At 51.9% G+C, this 19613-nt stretch carries 15 protein-coding genes and 1 pseudogene; 6 read left to right on the plus strand and 10 right to left on the minus strand.

Going from position 1 to position 19613, the window contains the following annotated elements; translation table 11 throughout:
* Positions 1–77: 77 nt before the first annotated feature.
* From H8K47_RS12515 to H8K47_RS12530, 4 genes are all read right to left on the minus strand, one after another.
* Positions 78–1781 carry a lactate permease LctP family transporter gene (locus H8K47_RS12515; RefSeq protein WP_186881745.1) on the minus strand — a complete coding sequence of 568 codons (1704 nt, stop codon included), beginning with the start codon at positions 1779–1781 and terminating at the stop codon, positions 78–80.
* Between the two features lie 71 nt (positions 1782–1852).
* On the minus strand, positions 1853–3304 hold the full coding sequence (locus H8K47_RS12520; protein ID WP_186881746.1) for a LutB/LldF family L-lactate oxidation iron-sulfur protein: 1452 nt from the start codon (positions 3302–3304) through the stop codon (positions 1853–1855).
* 10 nt (positions 3305–3314) lie between these two features.
* Positions 3315–4046 (minus strand): LutC/YkgG family protein, encoded by a 732-nt coding sequence (locus tag H8K47_RS12525; protein WP_186881747.1) that lies wholly within the window; start codon positions 4044–4046, stop codon positions 3315–3317.
* A complete protein-coding gene (locus H8K47_RS12530) occupies positions 4043–4867 on the minus strand; it encodes a (Fe-S)-binding protein (protein ID WP_186881748.1) in 825 nt (274 codons plus the stop codon). The genes H8K47_RS12525 and H8K47_RS12530 overlap by 4 nt, the downstream gene beginning before the upstream one ends.
* Positions 4868–4988: 121 nt before the next feature.
* Between H8K47_RS12530 and H8K47_RS12535 the strand changes: the two genes are divergently transcribed.
* Entirely contained in the window at positions 4989–5714 is a 726-nt protein-coding gene (locus H8K47_RS12535) for a FadR/GntR family transcriptional regulator (RefSeq protein WP_186881749.1), read from the plus strand.
* A gap of 189 nt (positions 5715–5903) precedes the next feature.
* Here H8K47_RS12535 and H8K47_RS12540 read toward each other — a convergent pair whose 3' ends face one another.
* On the minus strand, positions 5904–7796 hold the full coding sequence (locus H8K47_RS12540; protein ID WP_186881750.1) for a sensor histidine kinase: 1893 nt from the start codon (positions 7794–7796) through the stop codon (positions 5904–5906).
* Between the two features lie 996 nt (positions 7797–8792).
* Between H8K47_RS12540 and H8K47_RS12545 the strand changes: the two genes are divergently transcribed.
* The gene (locus H8K47_RS12545; RefSeq protein WP_186881751.1) at positions 8793–9380 is read left to right on the plus strand and encodes a TetR/AcrR family transcriptional regulator; all 588 of its coding nucleotides are present in this window, start codon (positions 8793–8795) and stop codon (positions 9378–9380) included.
* Positions 9381–9435: 55 nt separating this feature from the next.
* On the opposite strand, the gene H8K47_RS12550 is transcribed toward H8K47_RS12545, so the two are convergent.
* Positions 9436–9702, minus strand: coding sequence for a DUF2798 domain-containing protein (locus H8K47_RS12550; RefSeq protein WP_230410200.1), 267 nt, complete (start codon positions 9700–9702; stop codon positions 9436–9438).
* 239 nt (positions 9703–9941) lie between these two features.
* Positions 9942–10340 carry a rhodanese-like domain-containing protein gene (locus tag H8K47_RS12555; RefSeq protein WP_186881753.1) on the minus strand — a complete coding sequence of 133 codons (399 nt, stop codon included), beginning with the start codon at positions 10338–10340 and terminating at the stop codon, positions 9942–9944.
* Positions 10341–10436: 96 nt separating this feature from the next.
* On the opposite strand from H8K47_RS12555, the gene ftrA reads away from it, so the two are divergent.
* Both ftrA and H8K47_RS12565 read left to right on the plus strand, forming a co-directional pair.
* Positions 10437–11441, plus strand: a complete 1005-nt coding sequence (gene ftrA / locus H8K47_RS12560; protein WP_186881754.1) for a transcriptional regulator FtrA — start codon at positions 10437–10439, stop codon at positions 11439–11441.
* A gap of 82 nt (positions 11442–11523) precedes the next feature.
* Positions 11524–12183, plus strand: a complete 660-nt coding sequence (locus H8K47_RS12565) for an energy-coupling factor ABC transporter permease (RefSeq protein WP_186881755.1) — start codon at positions 11524–11526, stop codon at positions 12181–12183.
* Between the two features lie 16 nt (positions 12184–12199).
* Here the strand turns inward: H8K47_RS12565 and H8K47_RS12570 are convergent, their stop codons facing one another.
* The 3 genes from H8K47_RS12570 to H8K47_RS12580 all read right to left on the minus strand — a co-directional run bounded on the left by H8K47_RS12570 (position 12200) and on the right by H8K47_RS12580 (position 15916).
* The gene (locus H8K47_RS12570; protein ID WP_222612789.1) at positions 12200–13090 is read right to left on the minus strand and encodes an alpha/beta hydrolase; all 891 of its coding nucleotides are present in this window, start codon (positions 13088–13090) and stop codon (positions 12200–12202) included.
* A gap of 42 nt (positions 13091–13132) precedes the next feature.
* Entirely contained in the window at positions 13133–14785 is a 1653-nt protein-coding gene (locus H8K47_RS12575) for an alpha-glucosidase family protein (protein WP_186881757.1), read from the minus strand.
* Between the two features lie 117 nt (positions 14786–14902).
* The gene (locus H8K47_RS12580; protein ID WP_186881758.1) at positions 14903–15916 is read right to left on the minus strand and encodes a glucokinase; all 1014 of its coding nucleotides are present in this window, start codon (positions 15914–15916) and stop codon (positions 14903–14905) included.
* Between the two features lie 282 nt (positions 15917–16198).
* Between H8K47_RS12580 and H8K47_RS12585 the strand changes: the two genes are divergently transcribed.
* Positions 16199–18949 (plus strand): alpha-1,6-glucosidase domain-containing protein, encoded by a 2751-nt coding sequence (locus H8K47_RS12585; RefSeq protein WP_186881759.1) that lies wholly within the window; start codon positions 16199–16201, stop codon positions 18947–18949.
* Between the two features lie 315 nt (positions 18950–19264).
* Positions 19265–19613 (plus strand): annotated as a pseudogene (locus tag H8K47_RS12590) (energy transducer TonB); the annotation flags it as partial.

The raw sequence follows: 19613 nt of genomic DNA on the forward strand, positions 1-19613 counted from the left end.
AAGCATAAAAAAACGCTGCCTGATGCAGACAGCGTTTTTTGTTCCAGCCCTTGTAAAGTGAGGCATGAGCCTGAACATCAATGTGGAATTGTGCCTGGTATCAGGTAGGCCTGAATACAAGTCATGATGCCGATCACACAGGCGAAAAACAGGCTGTGACGCAGTGTAAAGCGGAACAATTCCGACTCACGATTCACCAACCCGGTTGCCGCGCAGGCCACTGCGATGGATTGTGGTGAAATCATTTTTCCGGTCACGCCGCCAGTTGTGTTTGCAGCGACCAGCAAGGTATTAGACACGTCAATCTGGCTCGCTGTAGTGTTTTGCAGTGAGCAAAACAAGGCGTTAGACGATGTGTCTGAACCGGTCAGGAATACCCCCAGCCAGCCGAGGAAAGGGGAGAAGAAAGGAAATGCCGCACCGGTACCGGCCAACAGCAACGCCAGCGTCGACGACATACCGGAATAGTTAGCGACAAACGCAAAGCCTAATACCAGGCCAATGGACAAGACCGAACGCTTGAGTTCAAGTACCGTTTCCGCAAATGCCAGCACCGCATCACGTGGTTTGAGACGCAATAAGATGGCGGACAGTATCGACGTCAGCAGGATAGCCGTGCCGACCGCAGACAACAGATCAAGCTTGAGTATGGCTTCGTATGGTTTAGGGCTGGCGACGATAGGCGCAGTCTTGACGACCAGCTGATCCAAAAACGGCACATGAAATTTCAAGACGCTGCCAGCCAGTGCGCCATTGGCGGCAAACAAGGCTTTGAAGGGTTTCAGGCTCCAGATCGTAACGATCAGCGTGAGCAAACCAAACGGCGCCCAGGCACGGATAGTCTGTGCGGTGGAATACGGGGAACGACGCTGCTCGCGTGTACTGCCCGCATTGCCGGCTGAAGCGCCGCCATGTAAAGATAATGCTGCGGCGCCGCCACCAACATGCTGTACCTGACGTGCGCTGGCCGGGCTCCAGTATTTGAGGAATACAGTTAAGCTGATCAGGCTGACCAGTGCCGAAGTAATATCCGGTAATTCAGGACCGATGAAATTCGAGGTCAGATATTGGGTCACGGCAAAACTGCCACCGACCACCAGCGCAGCAGGCCAGGTTTCACGCACACCTTTGAAACCGTCCATCATCCATACCAGCCAGAAAGGGACGAATACAGACAGGAAAGGTAATTGACGACCAGCAGTAGCGCCGATCAGGAAGGGGTCGATCCCAGTGACCTGACCTGCCACAATAATCGGTATCCCCATCGCACCAAATGCCACCGGCGCGGTATTAGCGATCAGGCACAGACCCGCTGCGTATAAGGGATTGAAGCCCAGGCCAACCAGCAAGGCAGAGGTAATCGCGACTGGAGCCCCAAAGCCCGCTGCCCCCTCCAGAAAAGCACCAAACGAAAAGCCGATCAGCAGCATCTGCAAACGCTGATCGTCAGTGATCGATAACACCGAGGCGCGTATTACTTCGAACTGACCGGTTTTCACCACGATTTTATACAGGAACACTGCGGTGATAATGATCCAGGCGATCGGCCACAAGCCATATGCAAAACCATAGCCAGCAGCAGCCAGTGCCTGAGTCAGCGGCATACCGTATTCAAAAACAGCGACAGCCAGCGCCAGCGCCAGCGTGATGGCAGCAGCAATATGACCTTTAATGCGAAACACGGCCAGTGCTACAAAGAAAAAAAGGATAGGAATACTGGCGACCAGCGCCGATAAACCCAGGCTCCCTAAGGGCGTGTAAATCTGATTCCAAACTTGCATTCTGGTCTCCTCCAATATGCATTTATTAAATTGAATGTAGTGGTTTACAACGAAACAGTGTCAGGCCCGGCTCAGTCGGTTTTCCCTTTGTCTTTGAGCAATTCGGAAAAGCTGCGCGGGGCCGGTTTTAAGGGGGTGCGGTGTGCAGTCCAGCCCATCTGTGTGGTCGGTGTCAGATGTCTGAAGCGCGTCACCATCCAGCGGAAGCTGCGGTATAACTTCGGCGTGGCATAAGCACCACTCCAGAATTTCCAGATCATTTTTTCGCTTTGCGAAAAATGTGCGCCCTGCCCTTTTAAAGGATGCGCAACTTGCTCTTGCGGATGGCGGTTCGCCTCGGTGCGCAGGCGTACCAGTAACTCAGGAATCGGTATCCGGACCGGACACACTTCTGCGCAGGCGCCACACAATGAGGAGGCGGTAGCCAGATCGGCAGTACTGTCCAGCCCCAGCAAATGCGGTGAAATAATTTTCCCTATCGGCCCCGGATAAGTGGTGCCATAGGCATGACCACCGATACGCGCATACACCGGGCAATGGTTCATGCAGGCACCGCAGCGTATGCATTGCAGCGTGCTGCGTAATTGCTGATCGGTGTAAGCCTGAGTCCGGCCATGGTCGAGCAGGATCAGGTGCATCTGGCGCGGACCATCTTTTTCGCCGGCGCGGCGCGGACCCGAAATCAGATTGAAGTAAGTGGTGATCGCCTGCCCCGTTGCAGAACGCGTCAGCAGGCTGGACAAGGGCACGATGTGCTCCAGTTTTTCCACTACTTTTTCTATGCCCATCAAGGCGATATGCGTGTCCGGTACAGTAGTGGATAAGCGGCCATTGCCTTCATTCTCAACCAACCACAAGGTCCCGGTATCAGCAGCGGCGAAATTCACGCCTGAAATACCAATATCGGCGTCAACAAAAGCCTGACGCAGCGCACGGCGGCCAGTCTGGATCAGTGTATCGACATCGTCGCTATAAGGTGTATCAGGAATATGTTCGGCAAATAATTCACCAATATCCTGTTTGGTTTTGTGGATCGCGGGCATCACGATATGCGAAGGTTTTTCATCGGCCATCTGCACGATGTATTCCCCCATGTCAGATTCCAGACACTGGATGCCATGCTGTTCCAGCGCATGGTTCATTTCAATTTCTTCACTGACCATGGACTTGCCCTTGATCACACGGATAGCCTGTTGTTGACGCGCGATCTGCAAAATCAACTGATTCGCTTCCTCTGCATTCTGCGCCCAGTGCACTTGCACGCCAGCCTGCGTCAGCTTGAGTTCTAGCTCTACCAGCAAATCGGGCAGGCGTGCCAGCGCGTGCTGGCGTATCGCTTCGCCCAGATCGCGTAATTGTTCCAGTTCACTTTGATCCGGAAATTGCACACTGCGTTTATTCTGTAAAAAATCCATCGCGCCACGAAAGCTTTGACGCAGCTTAGGATCATTCACTGCCGCTTTGCTGCGCGCCTGGAAATCGGCGGGGGCAACAAACTGTAAAGGCTGAACCTGGTTTTTCATCTTGTGCTCCTTAAGCCAGCGTATCGAGCGGCTCAGCGGCGACCTGATCAGCACGGTCGTCGGCAAAGTCATCGATCAAAACCACCCACAGTGCACGCGGGCCATGCGCGCCATAGGCCAGGGTTTGCTGAATATCGGAGGTTTTGGATGGGCCGGAAATCATCACCAGATTGCTGGGCATACCCAGCGCCCAGCCTTCAGCCTGACAGGCGGTGTAGAGATCGGCATGTAACTGACTCGCGTACAGCAGCGCGATATGCAGCGGCGGCACCAGTGACATCGTGCGCGGCATATCCGGTGCAGCCGCAAGGATCAGGGTGCCGGTACTGGCGATACCGGAACGTACCACAGTGAATCCGGCGTCGATCTGTTCAAACAAAGCCTGCTTCCAGTGTTCTATAGACTGGTCAAAGTTCATCAGCGCTATCTGATCCGGCAAACAGGCTTGCAAGGCCTGACTCGCAGGATGCGAGGTATGGGTCAGCACGCGTCTGACTGTCGTCGCAGTTAACTTTTGGGCCAGCCGGGCTGACCAGTCGGCCTCTTTGCAGCACAGCACTTCGGCATGCAGCAGCTCCAGCTGTTTTTGCATTTCACTGAGCAAATATGCGGCTGCTGGCCGTTTTTTGGCTTGAAAGTGTTGCTGGATGCGGGCATCCAGTTGCGCCACCGGTGCCGCAGGCGCACTCTGCAATGCGGCAGTTCGCAAACGCTGCAAAATCAGCTCGCGTGCGGCGCTCATACGGGCTCTCCTGCGGGTTGGGCGGACGGCAAATCGGTTTGCGCTGCATCGGCTGCATTGGTACGGCGCCATAAAAAACTCGCCATATGTTCGATACGGACTGGCTGCTGCTGGTATTCAGCGGCATGACGCAGATTCAAGAGGCAGCCACAATCGGCGGTGACCACACCCTGACAGGAAGTAGCGCGCAAGGCGGCCAGTTTATCCATCACCATCGCGCCGGAAATGGCCGGATGTTTGAGTGAAAATGTACCGCCAAAGCCACAGCATTCGGATTCACGCTGATGCTCAGCCAGCGTCACTGCGGGTAGTTGCGCCAGTGTTGCCACGCCGTGTTGGCGCGTGCCCATCTCACGCCGTGCGCCGCAGGAAGTATGCAAAGCAACGCGTTCCGTCTGGGTATTGGCCTGCGCCAGCTGCGCGAAATCCAGCTGTAATACCTGCTGCAGATATTCCGTGAGTTCAAACACCCGTTCAGACAAATCGGCTGCTCGTTGCGCCTGTTGCGCATCATCCCCAAACAGCCGTACCCAGTGATGACGCATCATGCCAGCACAGGAGCCGGAAGGAACAATGACCGGCCAGTCTTCAGTGAACAAGGCCATCTGGGCAGCGGCCACGGCACGTGCCTGATCCGGATTGCCACTGCTGTAAGCGGGCTGGCCACAACAGCTTTGCTGCTCCGGATAGTGAACTGTAATGCCTTCACGCTCTAACAGCCGTACGGCATCCATGCCCGCCTCGGGCACGAACATATCGACCAGACAGGTAACGAACAGGTAGACGTGTTCAGATCGCTTGGGATAGATTCTGCTTTGCACGCGGGTCTCCGGCTGCTGATGAGTCAAACATGGATAAGATTTTTTTTTAAAGGTTTTGCGTATAATCTCAGCGACCTGACAGAACACCAAATTGGTAGGACCAATTACTACGGGACACAAGATGACGACGAGCAGCAGAGGCCGGGTGGAAGAAGTAATGCGTAAGCTGGAGAGTGCGCTGCTTGATGGCAGCCTGCCCGCCGGCAGCCGTTTAGCGCCTGAGCGCCAGCTGGCCGGGCAATATGCGGTATCGCGCAATACGGTACGCGAAGCGATACAGCGGCTGGCTGCACGCGGTCTGTTACGCGTTAAACCCGGTGCCGGTGTGTTTGTGAGTGAACAATTGCGCAGCCATCTGCCCTCACCCTGGGCACAATTAGTCAGCGATCATCCTGCATTGCGCTCAGACATTCTGGAATTCCGACGCGTCTTAGAGGGAGCGACAGCTTACTTCGCGGCACAGCGCGCCACCGACACCGACAAACAAAAAATCCGTAGTCTGATGCAGGCCCTGAAAACTGCGCATGAACAGCAAGATACGGTGGCTGAATCGGATGCCGACGCGCAACTGCATGAAGCGATTGCGATGGCTTCGCACAATGTGATGTTCCTGCATTTACAGACCAGTATCATCAGCATGTTACGTGAACATATCACCGTCAACGGTGTTGGCATGCGGGAGCAAGATCCGGTGATTTCGGCGCAGCTGATGCAGCAACATCAGGCCTTTGCAGATGCAATTTGTGATGGTCATCCGGAAGAAGCCAGAACCGCCATGCACACCCATATCGATTTTGTACGGCGCTATTTCCGGCAAGATGAAGATGCTCAGATATCGTGTCATTAAGCCCCAACTGAAAATTGGTCGTACCAATCATCCAGCATTCCAGGCGCTGAGCCTCAAAACTTGCTCAAAGCAGGAAAAAAACTGACCGCTCACGCACAAAAGCTGCCCAGAATTTGGCATCTGAGAGAATTTTCAAGTGAACGATGAAGATTTTTCAGCGCAGTTTGCACATTACGCCATGACTTAGCATTACCAAATTTCCCAAGCACTGGTGGCCTGATTCAAATAACCACATTCCAGCAAGGCGGCCGCAAACTGCCCTCCCTCAACCTGGGCCAGTATGGCTGGCATTACTTTCTCCACCAGTTGCGGACCATATTCGACGGGACTCAGCGCGAAATGACGACTGCCACGCAGCGCGACCCGTATCCCTGGCAACGGGACAAAAACATGTCCGTCGACCAGCAGCGCCAGATCATCACGCATGGAAAAAGGTGCCAGGATCGCATCGACCTCACCTTCGGCCAGCATGAGCACCATTTCATGCCAGTTTTTCATATCCAGGCAATGCTTCACGCCAAGATGTTGCAAGGTCGTCCAGTCCACGCTCCAATCCTTACTGCACACAAAACGTAAATCACGCAAATCTTCTTTTTTGCGGCAACGTAAGGCCATTTCATTCCCAAGTAAAGTATAAATCCCAACCAGAGATTGCTCTTCCGTGATGACCGGTGCTGACAGCAGCACATCACTTGCGATGGCGCATGCATCCATTTGCCATACTGTCGTTCCCAGGGCGGAAAGCTGCCCCGTCTGCAGCATACGCAATCCGGTCGCATAGTCTGTGACAGGCAACAGCACGGTTTCTGCGCCAGACCAGCACGTACGCAAGGCTTGCATCAGAAAGTACAGCTCCACCAAGTCACGCCTTAGCCTCTCGTGGGCCTGGAAAGCAGCATACTCCGCTTGCCCCTGCTGCTGTATCATTTGCCAGTCATCGTACACATCTTTCGGTACGCCGATCTTGATGGTATTAGTGGCCACATCTGGCGCTTCCAGCGGCAAATACATGGTGATCGTTGTGCCCTGACCTCTTTTGCTTTCTACCAGCATACGCCCACCAAGCACAAAACTGACTAAGTGCTGGCATACATGCAAGCCCAGCCCGCTGTCAGCTTTTCCCATTTTCCTGAGCAACATCGGCTGCAGTATCTCTTTAAGCAAACTGTCATCGATACCGTTGCCATTATCCGAAAAAATGATTTTAACTGTGCCCTCATCGGCTTTACTGGCTTGAAGGCTGATCAGACCCTTTTCTACGCCCTCTAAAGCATGTACGAATGCGTTATTGAACAGATTGAGTACCAGTTGCGTAATTGCGCCCGGATGGGAATTCATCACAATGCCATATTCCACATCGACCAGCATCACATGATTAGACAACCGGACCCGGCTCTGTAACGCCGCACAGCTTTCATCCAGCAAAGTCTGCAGGGAAAACTCACGCTTCTCGCTGTTACGCTGCCCCGACACCAACTGTTTAACGCTGGACATCAGATCATCGACCCTTTGCAAATTCAGACTGAGCATGCTGGTGCCCTGTTGAAACTGCGCCGAGATATTGCGCAAACCACTGCGCGTGACTTCCCCCTCCGCTAATTTTCTGAGCTGAACGGAGGCGTCCGCCAATGTCGAATTCAGCAGCACCAGGTTACTGACGGGTGATACCAGCTCACTGGCCACGCCATGCACCAGCGCGTCGAGCATCAGATAGCGCTCATTTTCTATGAACTGATGGCGCATCTGATCTATTTGTTGCAAGGCCTCAATCAGGCGCTGATTACTGAGATCCAGCGCTTTGGTCAAACTGTCTGCCCGTTCCTGCAACAGGGCCAGCTCAGCAGCATCGTGACAACGCTGGGCTTCTATATCCGCAAAACCTCGGCTGAGGTCCCAACGCCAGTAAGCAGTCAAGATCAATACCAATCCTGTTGGCAGCAACAACAGGTATAGCAAGAATGTGGAACCAGATTGTGGTCTATCCAACAAATAGCAGCCAAGCGCTAGCAGACATGCGAGTGCGACAGCGATCAGCAGATAATGCCAGAATGCGGTGATCGGATTGTGTTTCTGAAATCCCAAATTGTTCTCTCTTTCCCAAAAAAGCACTTCACCTACACTACTTTGCAATACTGAGGATTACAAAGACAAGGCAAACGCCCGGGGGCCGGATAACATGACATGAAAACTAAGTACAAATGAAAGCGAGCTCCTTGCAAAGCTTCGCACGCCACATGCTGAGTGTAAGCACTTTGTGGTGAGTATAAAGCGCTGGGCAGGGATATGGTGCTCACTTCGGGTTTCAGAAGCAGACGCGTACCAGGCAAGCTGCGGTTACGGATGCTCTGTATTTGAACCGGTATGCATCTTTGACTATCCATGCACAAGCTGCATGTTCAATGTATACGCCGTATGTAAATCTTAAAAGCCCTAATGTCCGGAAAGATGGTTATGTCAGACTGAAGCCATTGTTAGGCCAGTCATAGGCCAATAACAGGTCAGTAGTGAGCCAGGCGCACTGGATGAGCATCCCCCAAGGATGCCGGACAGTAAGCTATCGCGCAGCCAGCACGATTCTGACTTTAGTTCAACGATGATTGTCACATAAAGTAGTCGATCTGTACCTGTCCATTTGCAAATTGATACATTTAAATGAAATCTGGCACTCACTTTCCCCTTAAGGTGATGAGCATTTCTGACAGCAGCACGCCATGGCTGGTAAGACGTTGTTAGCGGCTTTATCCGCCATTGCTTGCAATTCGAAAACTGACGTTACTTATTGTTACCTGAAAATAGGAAAAATTAGCGCCAAAACGTCGTTTAATGCATACTTTGTTTTGTCTCAGGACAACTTCGCTTTTTGTGCGAACTCAGCCACTAGTTGTACGCAAACAGCTGTTTTTTCTATATTATCTAATTCTAAATTATTTATTAACGAAGAATAAAAACAGCAATCCGGGCACGGGCAACAAGAAACTCTATTATGATCCATGATTTTTTTTGCACTCCGTCCCACATGCTTTCTTTGTTATTACGATCAGTTACTCCATTTAACGCACAATTTGCATATCTACGCTAATGAAGAACGATAGACGCGTCATTGACGCCGCCACCTTAGAAAACTTACGTCGTACGATATTGACGATGTTTGCAAAAAATTCATTTAACGACGTTGGCATACGCGAAATTTGCAAAAAAGCCAGAGTCAGCCCACAAACGATATATAAATACTTCGGCAGTAAAGAAGAAATGCTGTATGCCTGCGTAAGACAGGACATCGAAAAGTTAAATGAATTAGCCTTAGCAGCTGCACGCCGCCCACGTTCTGCCGATCAGCAAATACGTGCTTTTCTGGAAGCCTGGGTCCAGTTTTTCGGCAAAAATCCAAATATTGCCAGTATTGTATTTTTAAACATTCCGCAAACTTACTGGGTCAGCAAACGACATTTCCTACAGCTGCGCGTGAATCTGGCGGGTCATGCCACCATTAAACGTGGTCAGAAGGCTGGTGTCATTACCAAAAAAATTGACCCCGTCGTGTTGCAAGACTTGATGATGGGCGCCTGCCATCGCGTGATGATACGTTGGCTGACTTTGGAAAAGAACAACCTCCCTCTGCTGAGCAAGCAAATGATTACCGGTGTAATGAATATGATTAAAGCCTGATTGAGGCGACAAAAAAGCCAGCAAACGCTGGCTTTTTTGTTGTATCGAACAGAGATTAAGCGGATCGAACCAGGCAGGCCGTCAACTTCCTCACCACAGGCAAAGCGATGAGCAAGGTGGGAAATGCGAACATCCAGGAAATGGCCCAGGCACTCAACCAGACATGCAAAAAGCTGGACGACCAGCCCAGACTGCGCAAAGTGCTGACTCCCGATACCACACAAGTCATCAAGATAGACAATAGGAATGGCATCACCAGAGACGCATAGCGCGCCGGTAATTTAGGCAATCCGAAAATGGTGTTTGAGGTATGTAATTGCATATTAATAGTTTCCATAAGCGGCCAGACCAGCGCCCGCTAAGCCAAATAAGCATAGCGACTGCACCGGTTCTGGCCGGTAACAGTGGGCGCGTTGCTTGACGTTAAACGCTTACGGATGTGTACTTTCATACACGACATCGGGCATTATAAATCAAATACGCGGACATAGAAGCAGCGCAGAAATGCGTGACACTGCCTCGTTCAGCTCACCCCGCTCAAACCATTGAAGCAACATCCTTTCAGGCGACGTCTGAAATCAGTGAGAAACCCTCGTCTAGCCAGCCAGTCACGCCGCCAGGCATGGTTTTGACTGGCAAACCCAGACCTGACAGCCGGATCGCTGCACGTATTGCGCCATTGCAATGCGGACCCGCGCAATAGACCACGAATAAAGTTTCAGCTGCATAGTTTTTCATGGTCGTAGCTACAATTTTTCCATGTGGCAAACTAATTGCCCCATTGATATGGCCAGCCGCGTACAACGCATGACTGCGCACGTCCAGTAAGACAAAATCCTGTTTCCCACGACTCAGCGCATCGTGCACATCCCAGCAGTCGGTCTCCCATTCCAGCATGGCAGAAAAATGCGCCAATGCGCGTTGGCTTTCTGCAGCAGCAACTTCGGTAACCAATGACATCGCTTTTCCCTCCCCGTTTAAGTACAGATTGCAGTTTGCCGTGTATCCGGCGCGATCACCAGTGGCGCATATGCCAATTTACGTTAAGATTACGCCATGAAAAATCACCTGGTTGCAGCACTCGCCTATGACAGCCTGTGCACTTTCGAATTTGGTTGCGTGAGCGAGGTTTTTGCGCTGCACAGACCGGAATTACAAACCGAGTGGTACCAGTTTGCTGTGTGCAGCCTGACACCACACAGCATGCGGGCTGCGGGCGGTTTGCATGTCCAATGTGAGCATGACCTGAGCTTACTGGCCCGCGCAGATAGCATCATCATTCCGGGTTGGCAGGGTGTGGACGTGCCGGTTCCAATTGAACTGACGCAGGCCTTGTCAGCGGCAGCAGCACGCGGCGCCAGAATGGCCTCCATCTGCTCCGGCGTTTTTGTGCTGGCTGCTGCAGGTCTGCTGGATGGGAAAACTGCCACCACCCACTGGCGGTATGCTGCAGATTTACAGCGAAAGTTTCCTGCGATTCGCGTCAATCAAAATGTTTTATATGTTGATGAAGGCAATATTGTGACGTCGGCCGGATCTGCAGCAGGAATCGATATGTTGTTACACCTTGTACGCAACGATCATGGTGACCGCATTGCGAATCTGGTGGCCCGCCGCATGGTGGTATCCGGTCATCGTGATGGTGGTCAGGCCCAATATTTACCTCGCCCGGTCTTACCGGCCGGGGCTGGTGGGCTACAAATTCTGATGCAGCAAATCCGTGCAGCGCCAGGGCAACGTTATACGCTCGCGACCATGGCCAGGATCGCGGCAGTCAGCATACGCACTCTGCAACGCCAGTTCACTGAAAGCACGGGCATGCCTCCGGGCGCATGGCTGATCCGGGAACGCATTGCCAGCGCTTGTGAATTATTAGAAGAGACCACTCTGTCACTACCCCAAATCGCGGAGCACTGTGGCTTTGGCTCAGAAGTAAGCATGCGCCATCATTTCCGGCAATCGATACACTGCAGCCCCTCGCGTTACCGGCGTCAGTTCGGCTTAATACGTGATGAAGTGCGCGCTCAAGAAGGTGAGTTCGCCATACCATCCACTGCCTGATGGTCTTTTCTGCTTCACGCTATGCGCCAGTGCAAAATAGATACAGCGTGACTATGCTATAAACGAACCAGGAGAAAACATCATGGGAATTTTTTATAGTCCGCTAAGTCCGCTCTGGGCAATACTGCTGGGAGCCCCGGCAGCGCTGGCACTACTGCACGCAATACGCTCCGCGTCCAAAGTTCAACTGGAGCAGCCCACTGTTTTTTCAGCCTGGTGCGCCAGCATTATTCTGCTGGCCCTGATCTGGCGTATGCGGGTTCCGGTAATGCCCGATTTGCATCTCCATCTGAGCGGCGTTGCGCTATTTAGCCTGATGTTTGGACGCCATCTTGCACTCACGGGCATCAGTATTGCGATCGCGCTATACACGTTTGAATACGAGGGCAGCTGGGCGAATCTGGGGGCAAACATCTTGTTGCTGGCGATAATTCCGTGCTGGTTCAGTGATTTACTGCTGAAAAAGACGCAGCAATACCTGCCACATCATATGTTTGTGTATTTATTCGGCAATGGCTTCTTTGGCGCTTTACTGGTCAATGCAAGTGTAGGTATCAGCACGATGCTGTTACGCAGCCTGCTGTTCCCCGATGCCAAACTTCCTGCCGATGCAATTGCCTACATGCTGTTGCTGGCATGGGGAGAAGCATTTCTGGTGGGTTTTCTGGTCACCATCTTTGCGGTATATCGTCCTGCATGGTTACTGACCTTCGACGACAATGTTTACCTGCGTGGGAAATAAGCCCAATTTCATGCACTCACGGTGCTGGCGCAGATTTGCCGAGTAAAAAGCGCAGAGGTAAAGATAAGCGTAGCGACCAGTCTGTTTCGGTATGTGCGGCACCGGGAAACGCACGACTCATATAGCGTTCACCGGTATAGCCTTTTTCGCGTACCAGCACATCAAAAAACTGCTGATGCACGGGGTATAAAGCATCCAGCGTTTCAGTGCCGTAATCCATATATAAACGATGCTGAGCCGCATCCGGCAAATGCACAGACCAGTATTGAAACAGGGCCAGCGGAACAGAGGCGTTTTGCTCAAAAATTCCGGTCCAGTGGGTAGACAGACAGGCTGCCGCACCAAACACTTGCGGGTATTCGCTCATTGCATACAAAGAAATCAGGCCGCCCATACTGGATCCCATCAGCATGGTATGCGCAGCATCGCTACGGGTAGGATAACGGCGGTCAATTTCTGGCTTGAGTTCTTCTGTCAAAAATTTCAGGTAGCGGTCTGCCATCAGTTCAGGCAAGTCCCTGCTATTCATCGGCGCCTGCCTGGTATCCGGGTTCAGGAATTGCATGGCTTTTTCGGGCAAGTATTCAGCAGGTCGTAAGATGCCCGCATTCCAGATTCCGACGATGATAGGCGCTTCGATTTGCGCATCCTGTATCAGCTGGCCAGCCACACGATCCACCTGCCATGCCTGCTTGTTCCAGCTCACAGCAGGATCGAATAAGGCCTGACCATCGTGCATGTAAATCACAGGGTAACGGTGTTGACGGTCATAACCCGGCGGCAGCCAGACATCAATATGACGCGCGCCGACATAGCGCGAACTGAATGCAGAAAGACGCTCAATCTGACCGCTAACCACCGAGGGCAAGGCATCAGCTGCCATGACACTCAGTGTCAGTAACTGCAAAAGACATCCCGTCAGCCAGTGTCGCATGATGTACACGTCTGTTTAGTGGCATTCCTGACCAAACCAGCCACCCCAGGCCGGTAATGTCAGCGTTGTTCCATGACGCTCAAAGGGCAGCTGTACGGCATCCAGCGTAGTGGCCGCAACAATCTCCGGCACCTGCAAAGTCACTGCTTGCGGTGATAAATTAAAGGCTGCAAACATTTGCTGCTCACCCAGACGACGCACTAACAATAGAACCGGTTCAGGCGCATCGAGGAAGCGTATATCACCATGTAACAAAACAGCCTGCTGCTTACGCCAGCGTAAAATATGGCGTACATAATGCAGCACCGATTGTGGATCGGATTCCTGCTGGTCCGCCGCCTTAGGCAAATGTTCAGCAGGTACAGGCAGCCATGGTTTATGGGTGGAAAAACCAGCATACTGTGCAGCTGCCTGCCACGGCATAGGTGTGCGACAACCATCACGCCCCTTGAATTCTGGCCAGAAGGTTTTACCGTACGGGTCCTGAATATCTTCGAACGCAATATCAGCTTCGGTCAGGCCCAGCTCATCGCCTTGATACAGGCAAGGCGTGCCACGTAAAGCCATTTGTAAGGCATACATCATTTTTGCAAATGCCGGGCTTGCATCGGTCCCACCCCAACGCGACATCACACGTGCCACGTCGTGATTGCCGACAGACCAGGAGACCCAGCCACCTTTGACGCGCGACTCGTATTGCTCAACCTGTTCGCGGATATAGCCTGCAGTAACCGATGGCGTCAACAAATTGAAGCTGTAGGCCATATGCAGTTTGTCATCGCCTTCCGTATATTGCGCCATCACAGCCAGCGAATCGTCAGCGCCGACTTCACCGATAGCAACTGCACCGTATTCATTCAGCAAGGTGCGCACACGCTGCAAAAAAGCCAGATTTTCGGGCTGAGTCTTATCGTAAATATGCGCTTGCATGCCGTAAGGATTGGTATCCTGCACTGTCTTGGTATCCCGGCTGCTTGCGGGTGGATTACTGCGTAACTGCTGATCATGGAAATGGAAATTACAGGCGTCCAGACGGAAGCCGTCCACACCACGCTCAAGCCAGAAACGCATCGCATCCAAATGCGCCTGCTGTACTTCAGGATGATGGAAGTTCAGATCTGGCTGACTGGTCAGAAAATTATGCAGATAATACTGACGGCGACGTGCATCCCACTGCCAGGATGAGCCGCCAAATACCGATAACCAGTTATTCGGCGGATTCCCATCCGCACGTGGATCAGCCCAGACGTACCAGTCTGCTTTCGGATTGTCACGGCTCTCACGGCTTTCAATAAACCAGGGATGCTGATCCGAACAATGCGACAACACCTGATCGATCATAATTTTGAGACCGAGACTATGTGCTTTTTCCAGCAAAAGGTCGAAATCCCGCAAAGTTCCAAACAGCGGATCGACATCACAATAATCGGAAACATCGTATCCGAAATCAGCCATAGGCGATTTAAAAAATGGGGAAATCCAGACGATATCGACACCCAGCGCAGCGATGTAATCAAGTCGTGCAGTGATGCCTGGCAAATCACCGATACCATCACCATTGCTGTCCGCAAAACTGCGTGGATACACCTGATAAATCACTGCTTCACGCCACCATTGCGCCGTCTGTGCAGATAGAGCCGTACTTGGGAAATTCTTACTTGTGTTCATATTCTGTTGTCTCTTTTCCGTCTTTTTATCAGGATATCCAGTTGCCACGCCGCGTCAGCCTGTTCTGACGATGACAGGCTATACCGATATAGTACGGATATACACTTCACTCTTTGCCTAACTACACTTCTGATCGCGCAGATGCTCATCCAATATCGCTGCCACGCCCAGAAAGGCGGGATATTGTGCCGTAATCAGGAAAGTCGGAATCTGAGCCAAAAATGCAGAAAAGCGACCCTTGGCTTCAAAGCGCTGACGGAAGGCAGACTGTATAAAAAAATCACCCAGCCGGGGTACGATGCCACCGCCTATATAGATCCCGCCACCCGCACCCAGCGTCATCGCCAGATTACCTGCGACCGTACCCAGCATAGCGCAGAACAGCGACATCGTCTGATGAGATAGTGCGCAACTGCCATCCAATGCATGCTGACTGATCTCCGCGGCGCTCAACGGCATGTTCAGTTCCACGTCACTCAATTCAGCGATCACACGATACAACAGTTCTATGCCCATACCAGAGATCAGGCGCTCAGCAGAAACATGAGGAAAATCGCGCCAGATACGCTCCAGTATCCTGGTCTCCAGCTTATCAACAGGTGAATAAGTGACATGCCCGCCCTCACTGCACAACGGTATCCAGCGCTGACCGCAGGGAATAATGCCAGATACACCTAGTCCGGTTCCGGCGCCGAGCAGGCCTATCACCTTAGCGGGCTGCGCAGTACCTCCACCTATCTGTACTTTTTCGCTGACACTAAGATGTGGCAAGGCCATCGCCAGTGCAGTGAAATCATTCACCACCAGCAGCGTATTCAACTGCAATGAGCGCTTCAGCTCCTGGATAGAAAAACGCCAGTGATGATTGGTCATACTGACGATATCACCCACGACAGGATTAGCAATTGCAATCGCCGCGTCCGCAATACCGTCACTGCACAAACTGTCCTGTTGAATCCATTGCAGATAAGCCAGAATCGCGCTGCGCAAATCCGGGTAGGCATTACAGGCCAATACCTGCACCCGCTCAAATCGCTGCGGAGCGACTTCGATAGCAAAACGTGCGTTTGTGCCACCTATATCGGCCAGCAAGCGGGGGGTCACGTAAGCTTGCGTTGTGATTTCCTGCACCGTTTTCTCACTTAAAAAATTTTCTGGGGCAATAGTGAGCCACAGATGGCCGACCACAGTGTCAGCACACAATATGTAGGAATACTACATTTAATCATGGACGCTGTCTATTTTTTTCATACCCCGTCTATTACTCTTGAAAAAAGAGGCATTTCTCTTCCCCTGAAGACGTAATAATGTTAAATTTCCGAGAAGACCAATGTAGTCAAACTACTTAACTACAAAATCATAATGACCGAGACACTTTCCTTATTGCGTGCCATACGATTCCCCGCAGCACTTATGCTATTACTAGCAGCCAGCACATCAAGCTGGGCTGGCACCAATGCAACTAAGTCCACACCAGGCCTGAAGGATTGCGACATGCGCAGCCACCAGGCAGTTTTGCAAGTCAGCCAGCTCCCACAAAACGACGCCAGCGCACAATGGCTGAGCGCCAATCTGATCCACTGGTCAGAGCAAACAACGGACACTGATGCTCATTTCCGCCTTTACTATTCGAACTCGGCAAGATTACACGTCGCGCAGGATGGCAGTATGCAAGGTGAGGATGGCAAGCTGACGCTGACACCACTCACGCACAGCACAACCAAACCAGCGCAGGCACAATTTCAGTATCTGCCTGCAGGGCTGCAATTTCAGCTACAACAAGACTCCGGTCACGTACAGCAACTACTGCGCTCGCAACTCATCATCGTGAAAGAAGATGCCAAGGGAAAGGTCATCGGCTACACGCATCTGCAACACCCGGCTGCACTCGACACCTTATATGCAGAAGCACAACAAGCAACGCTGGGGGTGCGCCTTAACGCGCTGAACGGGCAAAGTACAGGAGCGCATTTTGCACTATGGGCACCGACTGCCACACAAGTGGCGGCCTGCATTTATAAGAACGGAAAAGCGTATGCGAGCCAGCTCAGCCCCATGCATGTTGACGCTGCACTTGGTATCTGGCATACGGCACTGAAGCAAAATTTATCCGGCCATTACTATCGCTATCTGGTGGACGTGTATGTGCCGGGCACCGGTATCGTACGTAACCTGGTCACAGACCCGTACTCCATCAGCCTCAATACCGACTCGCAACGCAGCTATATCGCCGACTTAAATGCAGCCCACTTAAAACCGGCCGGGTGGGATCAGCAGCAACGCCCGCAGCGCGTTAAAACGGCTACAGACATGGCGATCTATGAATTGCATGTCAGGGATTTCTCGATTTCAGATGACAGCGTGCCGCGTCGTGACCGGGGTAAGTTTTTGGCGTTCACCCACACGAATTCCAATGGCATGCGGCACCTGAAAGAATTAAGCCAGGCCGGCCTGACCGATGTCCATCTGTTGCCCGTGTTTGACATTGCGACGATCCCGGAAAAAAACTGCATCAACCCGCGCATCAACAGCAAAGGCGCTGATCCTAAAGCGCAAACCCTGATCGCAAAAATCGCTGACCGCGACTGCTTCAACTGGGGCTATGACCCTTACCACTACAGTGCACCAGAAGGCAGCTATGCCAGCAATCCCGAAGATGGCGCCGCCAGAATCCGCGAATTCCGCCAACTGGTGATGGCCCTGCATCAGGCTGGACTCAGGGTGGGTATGGATGTGGTCTACAACCATACTGCCTACACTGGTCAACATGCACGCTCCGTATTGGATCGTATCGTGCCCGGCTACTATCATCGCCTGAATTCAAGCGGAAAAATCGAAGACTCCACTTGCCAGCCTTGTGGCAATACAGCCACTGAACACATGATGATGGCCAAGCTGATGACGGATTCGGTTCGCCTATGGGCCAAGCAATATCAGATTGATTCCTTCCGCTTTGATTTAATGGGACATCAGCCACGTGCTGTGATGGAACAACTCAGGGATCAACTGGCAGCCGATAACGGGCGCGCCATACAATTGATCGGTGAGGGCTGGAACTTTGGCGAGGTCGCCAATAATCAGCGCTTTGTACAAGCCAGCCAACTGTCCCTAAATGGCAGCCAGATTGCGACTTTCAGCGACCGCGCGCGGGATGCATTGCGTGGTGGTGGTCACGGCGATACAGCGGACAGCGTCAGACAGCGCCAGGGCTACATCAATGGCTTGCTCGATCGTCCGAACAGCAGCATAGCTCAGGCATACACGCAGCAAGAAAAAATGCGTGCTGCAGATATGGTGCGACTGGGTCTGGCCGGATCTGTCGCCAGCTATCGCATGCAAACTGCAGATGATACGGTACAGCGTCTGCAAGATATCGATTACAACGGTCAGCCTGCTGGCTATGCGAGTCAACCAGGTGAAGTAGTCAATTACGTAGAGAACCACGACAATCAGACCTTGTTTGATCTGAATGTCTACAAACTACCAGAGAACAGCACCCCCGAGGACAGAATGCGGGTACAGGTACTCGGTCTGGGCTTCACATTATTGAGTCAGGGCATACCCTACCTGCACGCGGGCAGCGAAATCCTGCGCTCAAAATCTATGGATAGTAATAGCTATAATTCCGGTGACTGGTTTAATGTCCTCGACTGGAGCTATCGCAGCAATGGCTACGGACGCGGGCTACCACCCGCTAAAGATAATCAGCAGTTTTATCCGCTATTACGCTCCCTGCTAACGAATCACACTATCCAAGCAACGCAGGCTGCCATCCTGAGCACCAAGGCAGCTGTACTGGATTTGTTGAAAATCAGGCAAAGTTCAAGCCTGTTCCGGCTTAACGATGCTGCAGAGATCAGTCAGCGCCTGCGCTTCTTTAATACCGGCTCACAACAAAATCCGGCATTAATTGCCATGCAGCTCGACGGAAGTCATTTACCCGGCGAAGCCTACCGTCGCATCATCGTCATCTTTAACAGCGCCGCTACAGCACAATCGATACAGATTCCTGAACTTAAAAATCTGCCTTTACAACTGCATCCTGTGCATCAGAATACCGTGGCAGGGGATCGCAGAATTGCACAGGAAGCCAGGTATGACGCGGCAAGCGCAGCATTTTATGTTCCTCAACGTAGCATCAGCACATTGATAGAATTAAATTAAATTAAGATCTAGTGATCAACCAATATCCAGTCGCGGGAATTTATGTGATACTGAATTTCAGCGATCTATTTTTGCACAGGAGGAGTATCTATCCAGCTCATGACAGAACGCCAAGATGGCGACAAGCAGAATTAATATTTAGCCCATAAAGTACATGACAGAATCGAAAAATTTTCTGTAAATGTTTCTATATTTGGAAAAATTCTGGCTTAAGTACAAAAAATATGAAAAGTTTTCAGTCATTAGACGAAATTTTTTATTCAACAGCGGTTATTATTAGCGCCTTCGTATTCTTAGATTGAGGAGACAGTCGGAATGGATTTTTCAGATCGCCAGCAAGAGCCGGGTAAGAAGTTCCTGGGCATAGGGCTGGTAGTGGCATTTCACGCGGTATTGGTGTACGCACTGGCCAATGGCCTGGGCACCAAACTCGTTGAAATCGTTCAAAAGCCCCTAGAAACAAAAATCGTGGAAGAGGTCAAACCGCCTCCGCCACCACCAGACACGCCACCACCACCGCCGCCGAAACTGCTGGCTCCACCGCCACCATTCATTCCGCCGCCGGAAGTGCAGGTCCAGCCACAGGTACAGCCACAGAACACCATTTCTGCGGTGACCAACCAGAAACCGGAAAACCCGACCTTCACCAAGGCAGCGCCACCGG

It is taken from the genome of Cognatundibacterium rugosum (genome assembly GCF_014284365.1).
GTDB lineage: Bacteria > Pseudomonadota > Gammaproteobacteria > Burkholderiales > Burkholderiaceae_D > Undibacterium > Undibacterium rugosum.

Excerpts from the sequence above, each read along its gene's own strand:
- H8K47_RS12515 (WP_186881745.1), bottom strand. The coding sequence starts at position 1,781 with ATGCAAGTTTGGAATCAGATTTACACGCCCTTAGGGAGCCTGGGTTTA.
- H8K47_RS12520 (WP_186881746.1), bottom strand. The coding sequence starts at position 3,304 with ATGAAAAACCAGGTTCAGCCTTTACAGTTTGTTGCCCCCGCCGATTTC.
- H8K47_RS12525 (WP_186881747.1), bottom strand. The coding sequence starts at position 4,046 with ATGAGCGCCGCACGCGAGCTGATTTTGCAGCGTTTGCGAACTGCCGCA.
- H8K47_RS12535 (WP_186881749.1), top strand. The coding sequence starts at position 4,989 with ATGACGACGAGCAGCAGAGGCCGGGTGGAAGAAGTAATGCGTAAGCTG.
- H8K47_RS12545 (WP_186881751.1), top strand. The coding sequence starts at position 8,793 with ATGAAGAACGATAGACGCGTCATTGACGCCGCCACCTTAGAAAACTTA.
- H8K47_RS12550 (WP_230410200.1), bottom strand. The coding sequence starts at position 9,702 with ATGCAATTACATACCTCAAACACCATTTTCGGATTGCCTAAATTACCG.
- H8K47_RS12555 (WP_186881753.1), bottom strand. The coding sequence starts at position 10,340 with ATGTCATTGGTTACCGAAGTTGCTGCTGCAGAAAGCCAACGCGCATTG.
- ftrA (WP_186881754.1), top strand. The coding sequence starts at position 10,437 with ATGAAAAATCACCTGGTTGCAGCACTCGCCTATGACAGCCTGTGCACT.
- H8K47_RS12565 (WP_186881755.1), top strand. The coding sequence starts at position 11,524 with ATGGGAATTTTTTATAGTCCGCTAAGTCCGCTCTGGGCAATACTGCTG.
- H8K47_RS12575 (WP_186881757.1), bottom strand. The coding sequence starts at position 14,785 with ATGAACACAAGTAAGAATTTCCCAAGTACGGCTCTATCTGCACAGACG.
- H8K47_RS12585 (WP_186881759.1), top strand. The coding sequence starts at position 16,199 with ATGCTATTACTAGCAGCCAGCACATCAAGCTGGGCTGGCACCAATGCA.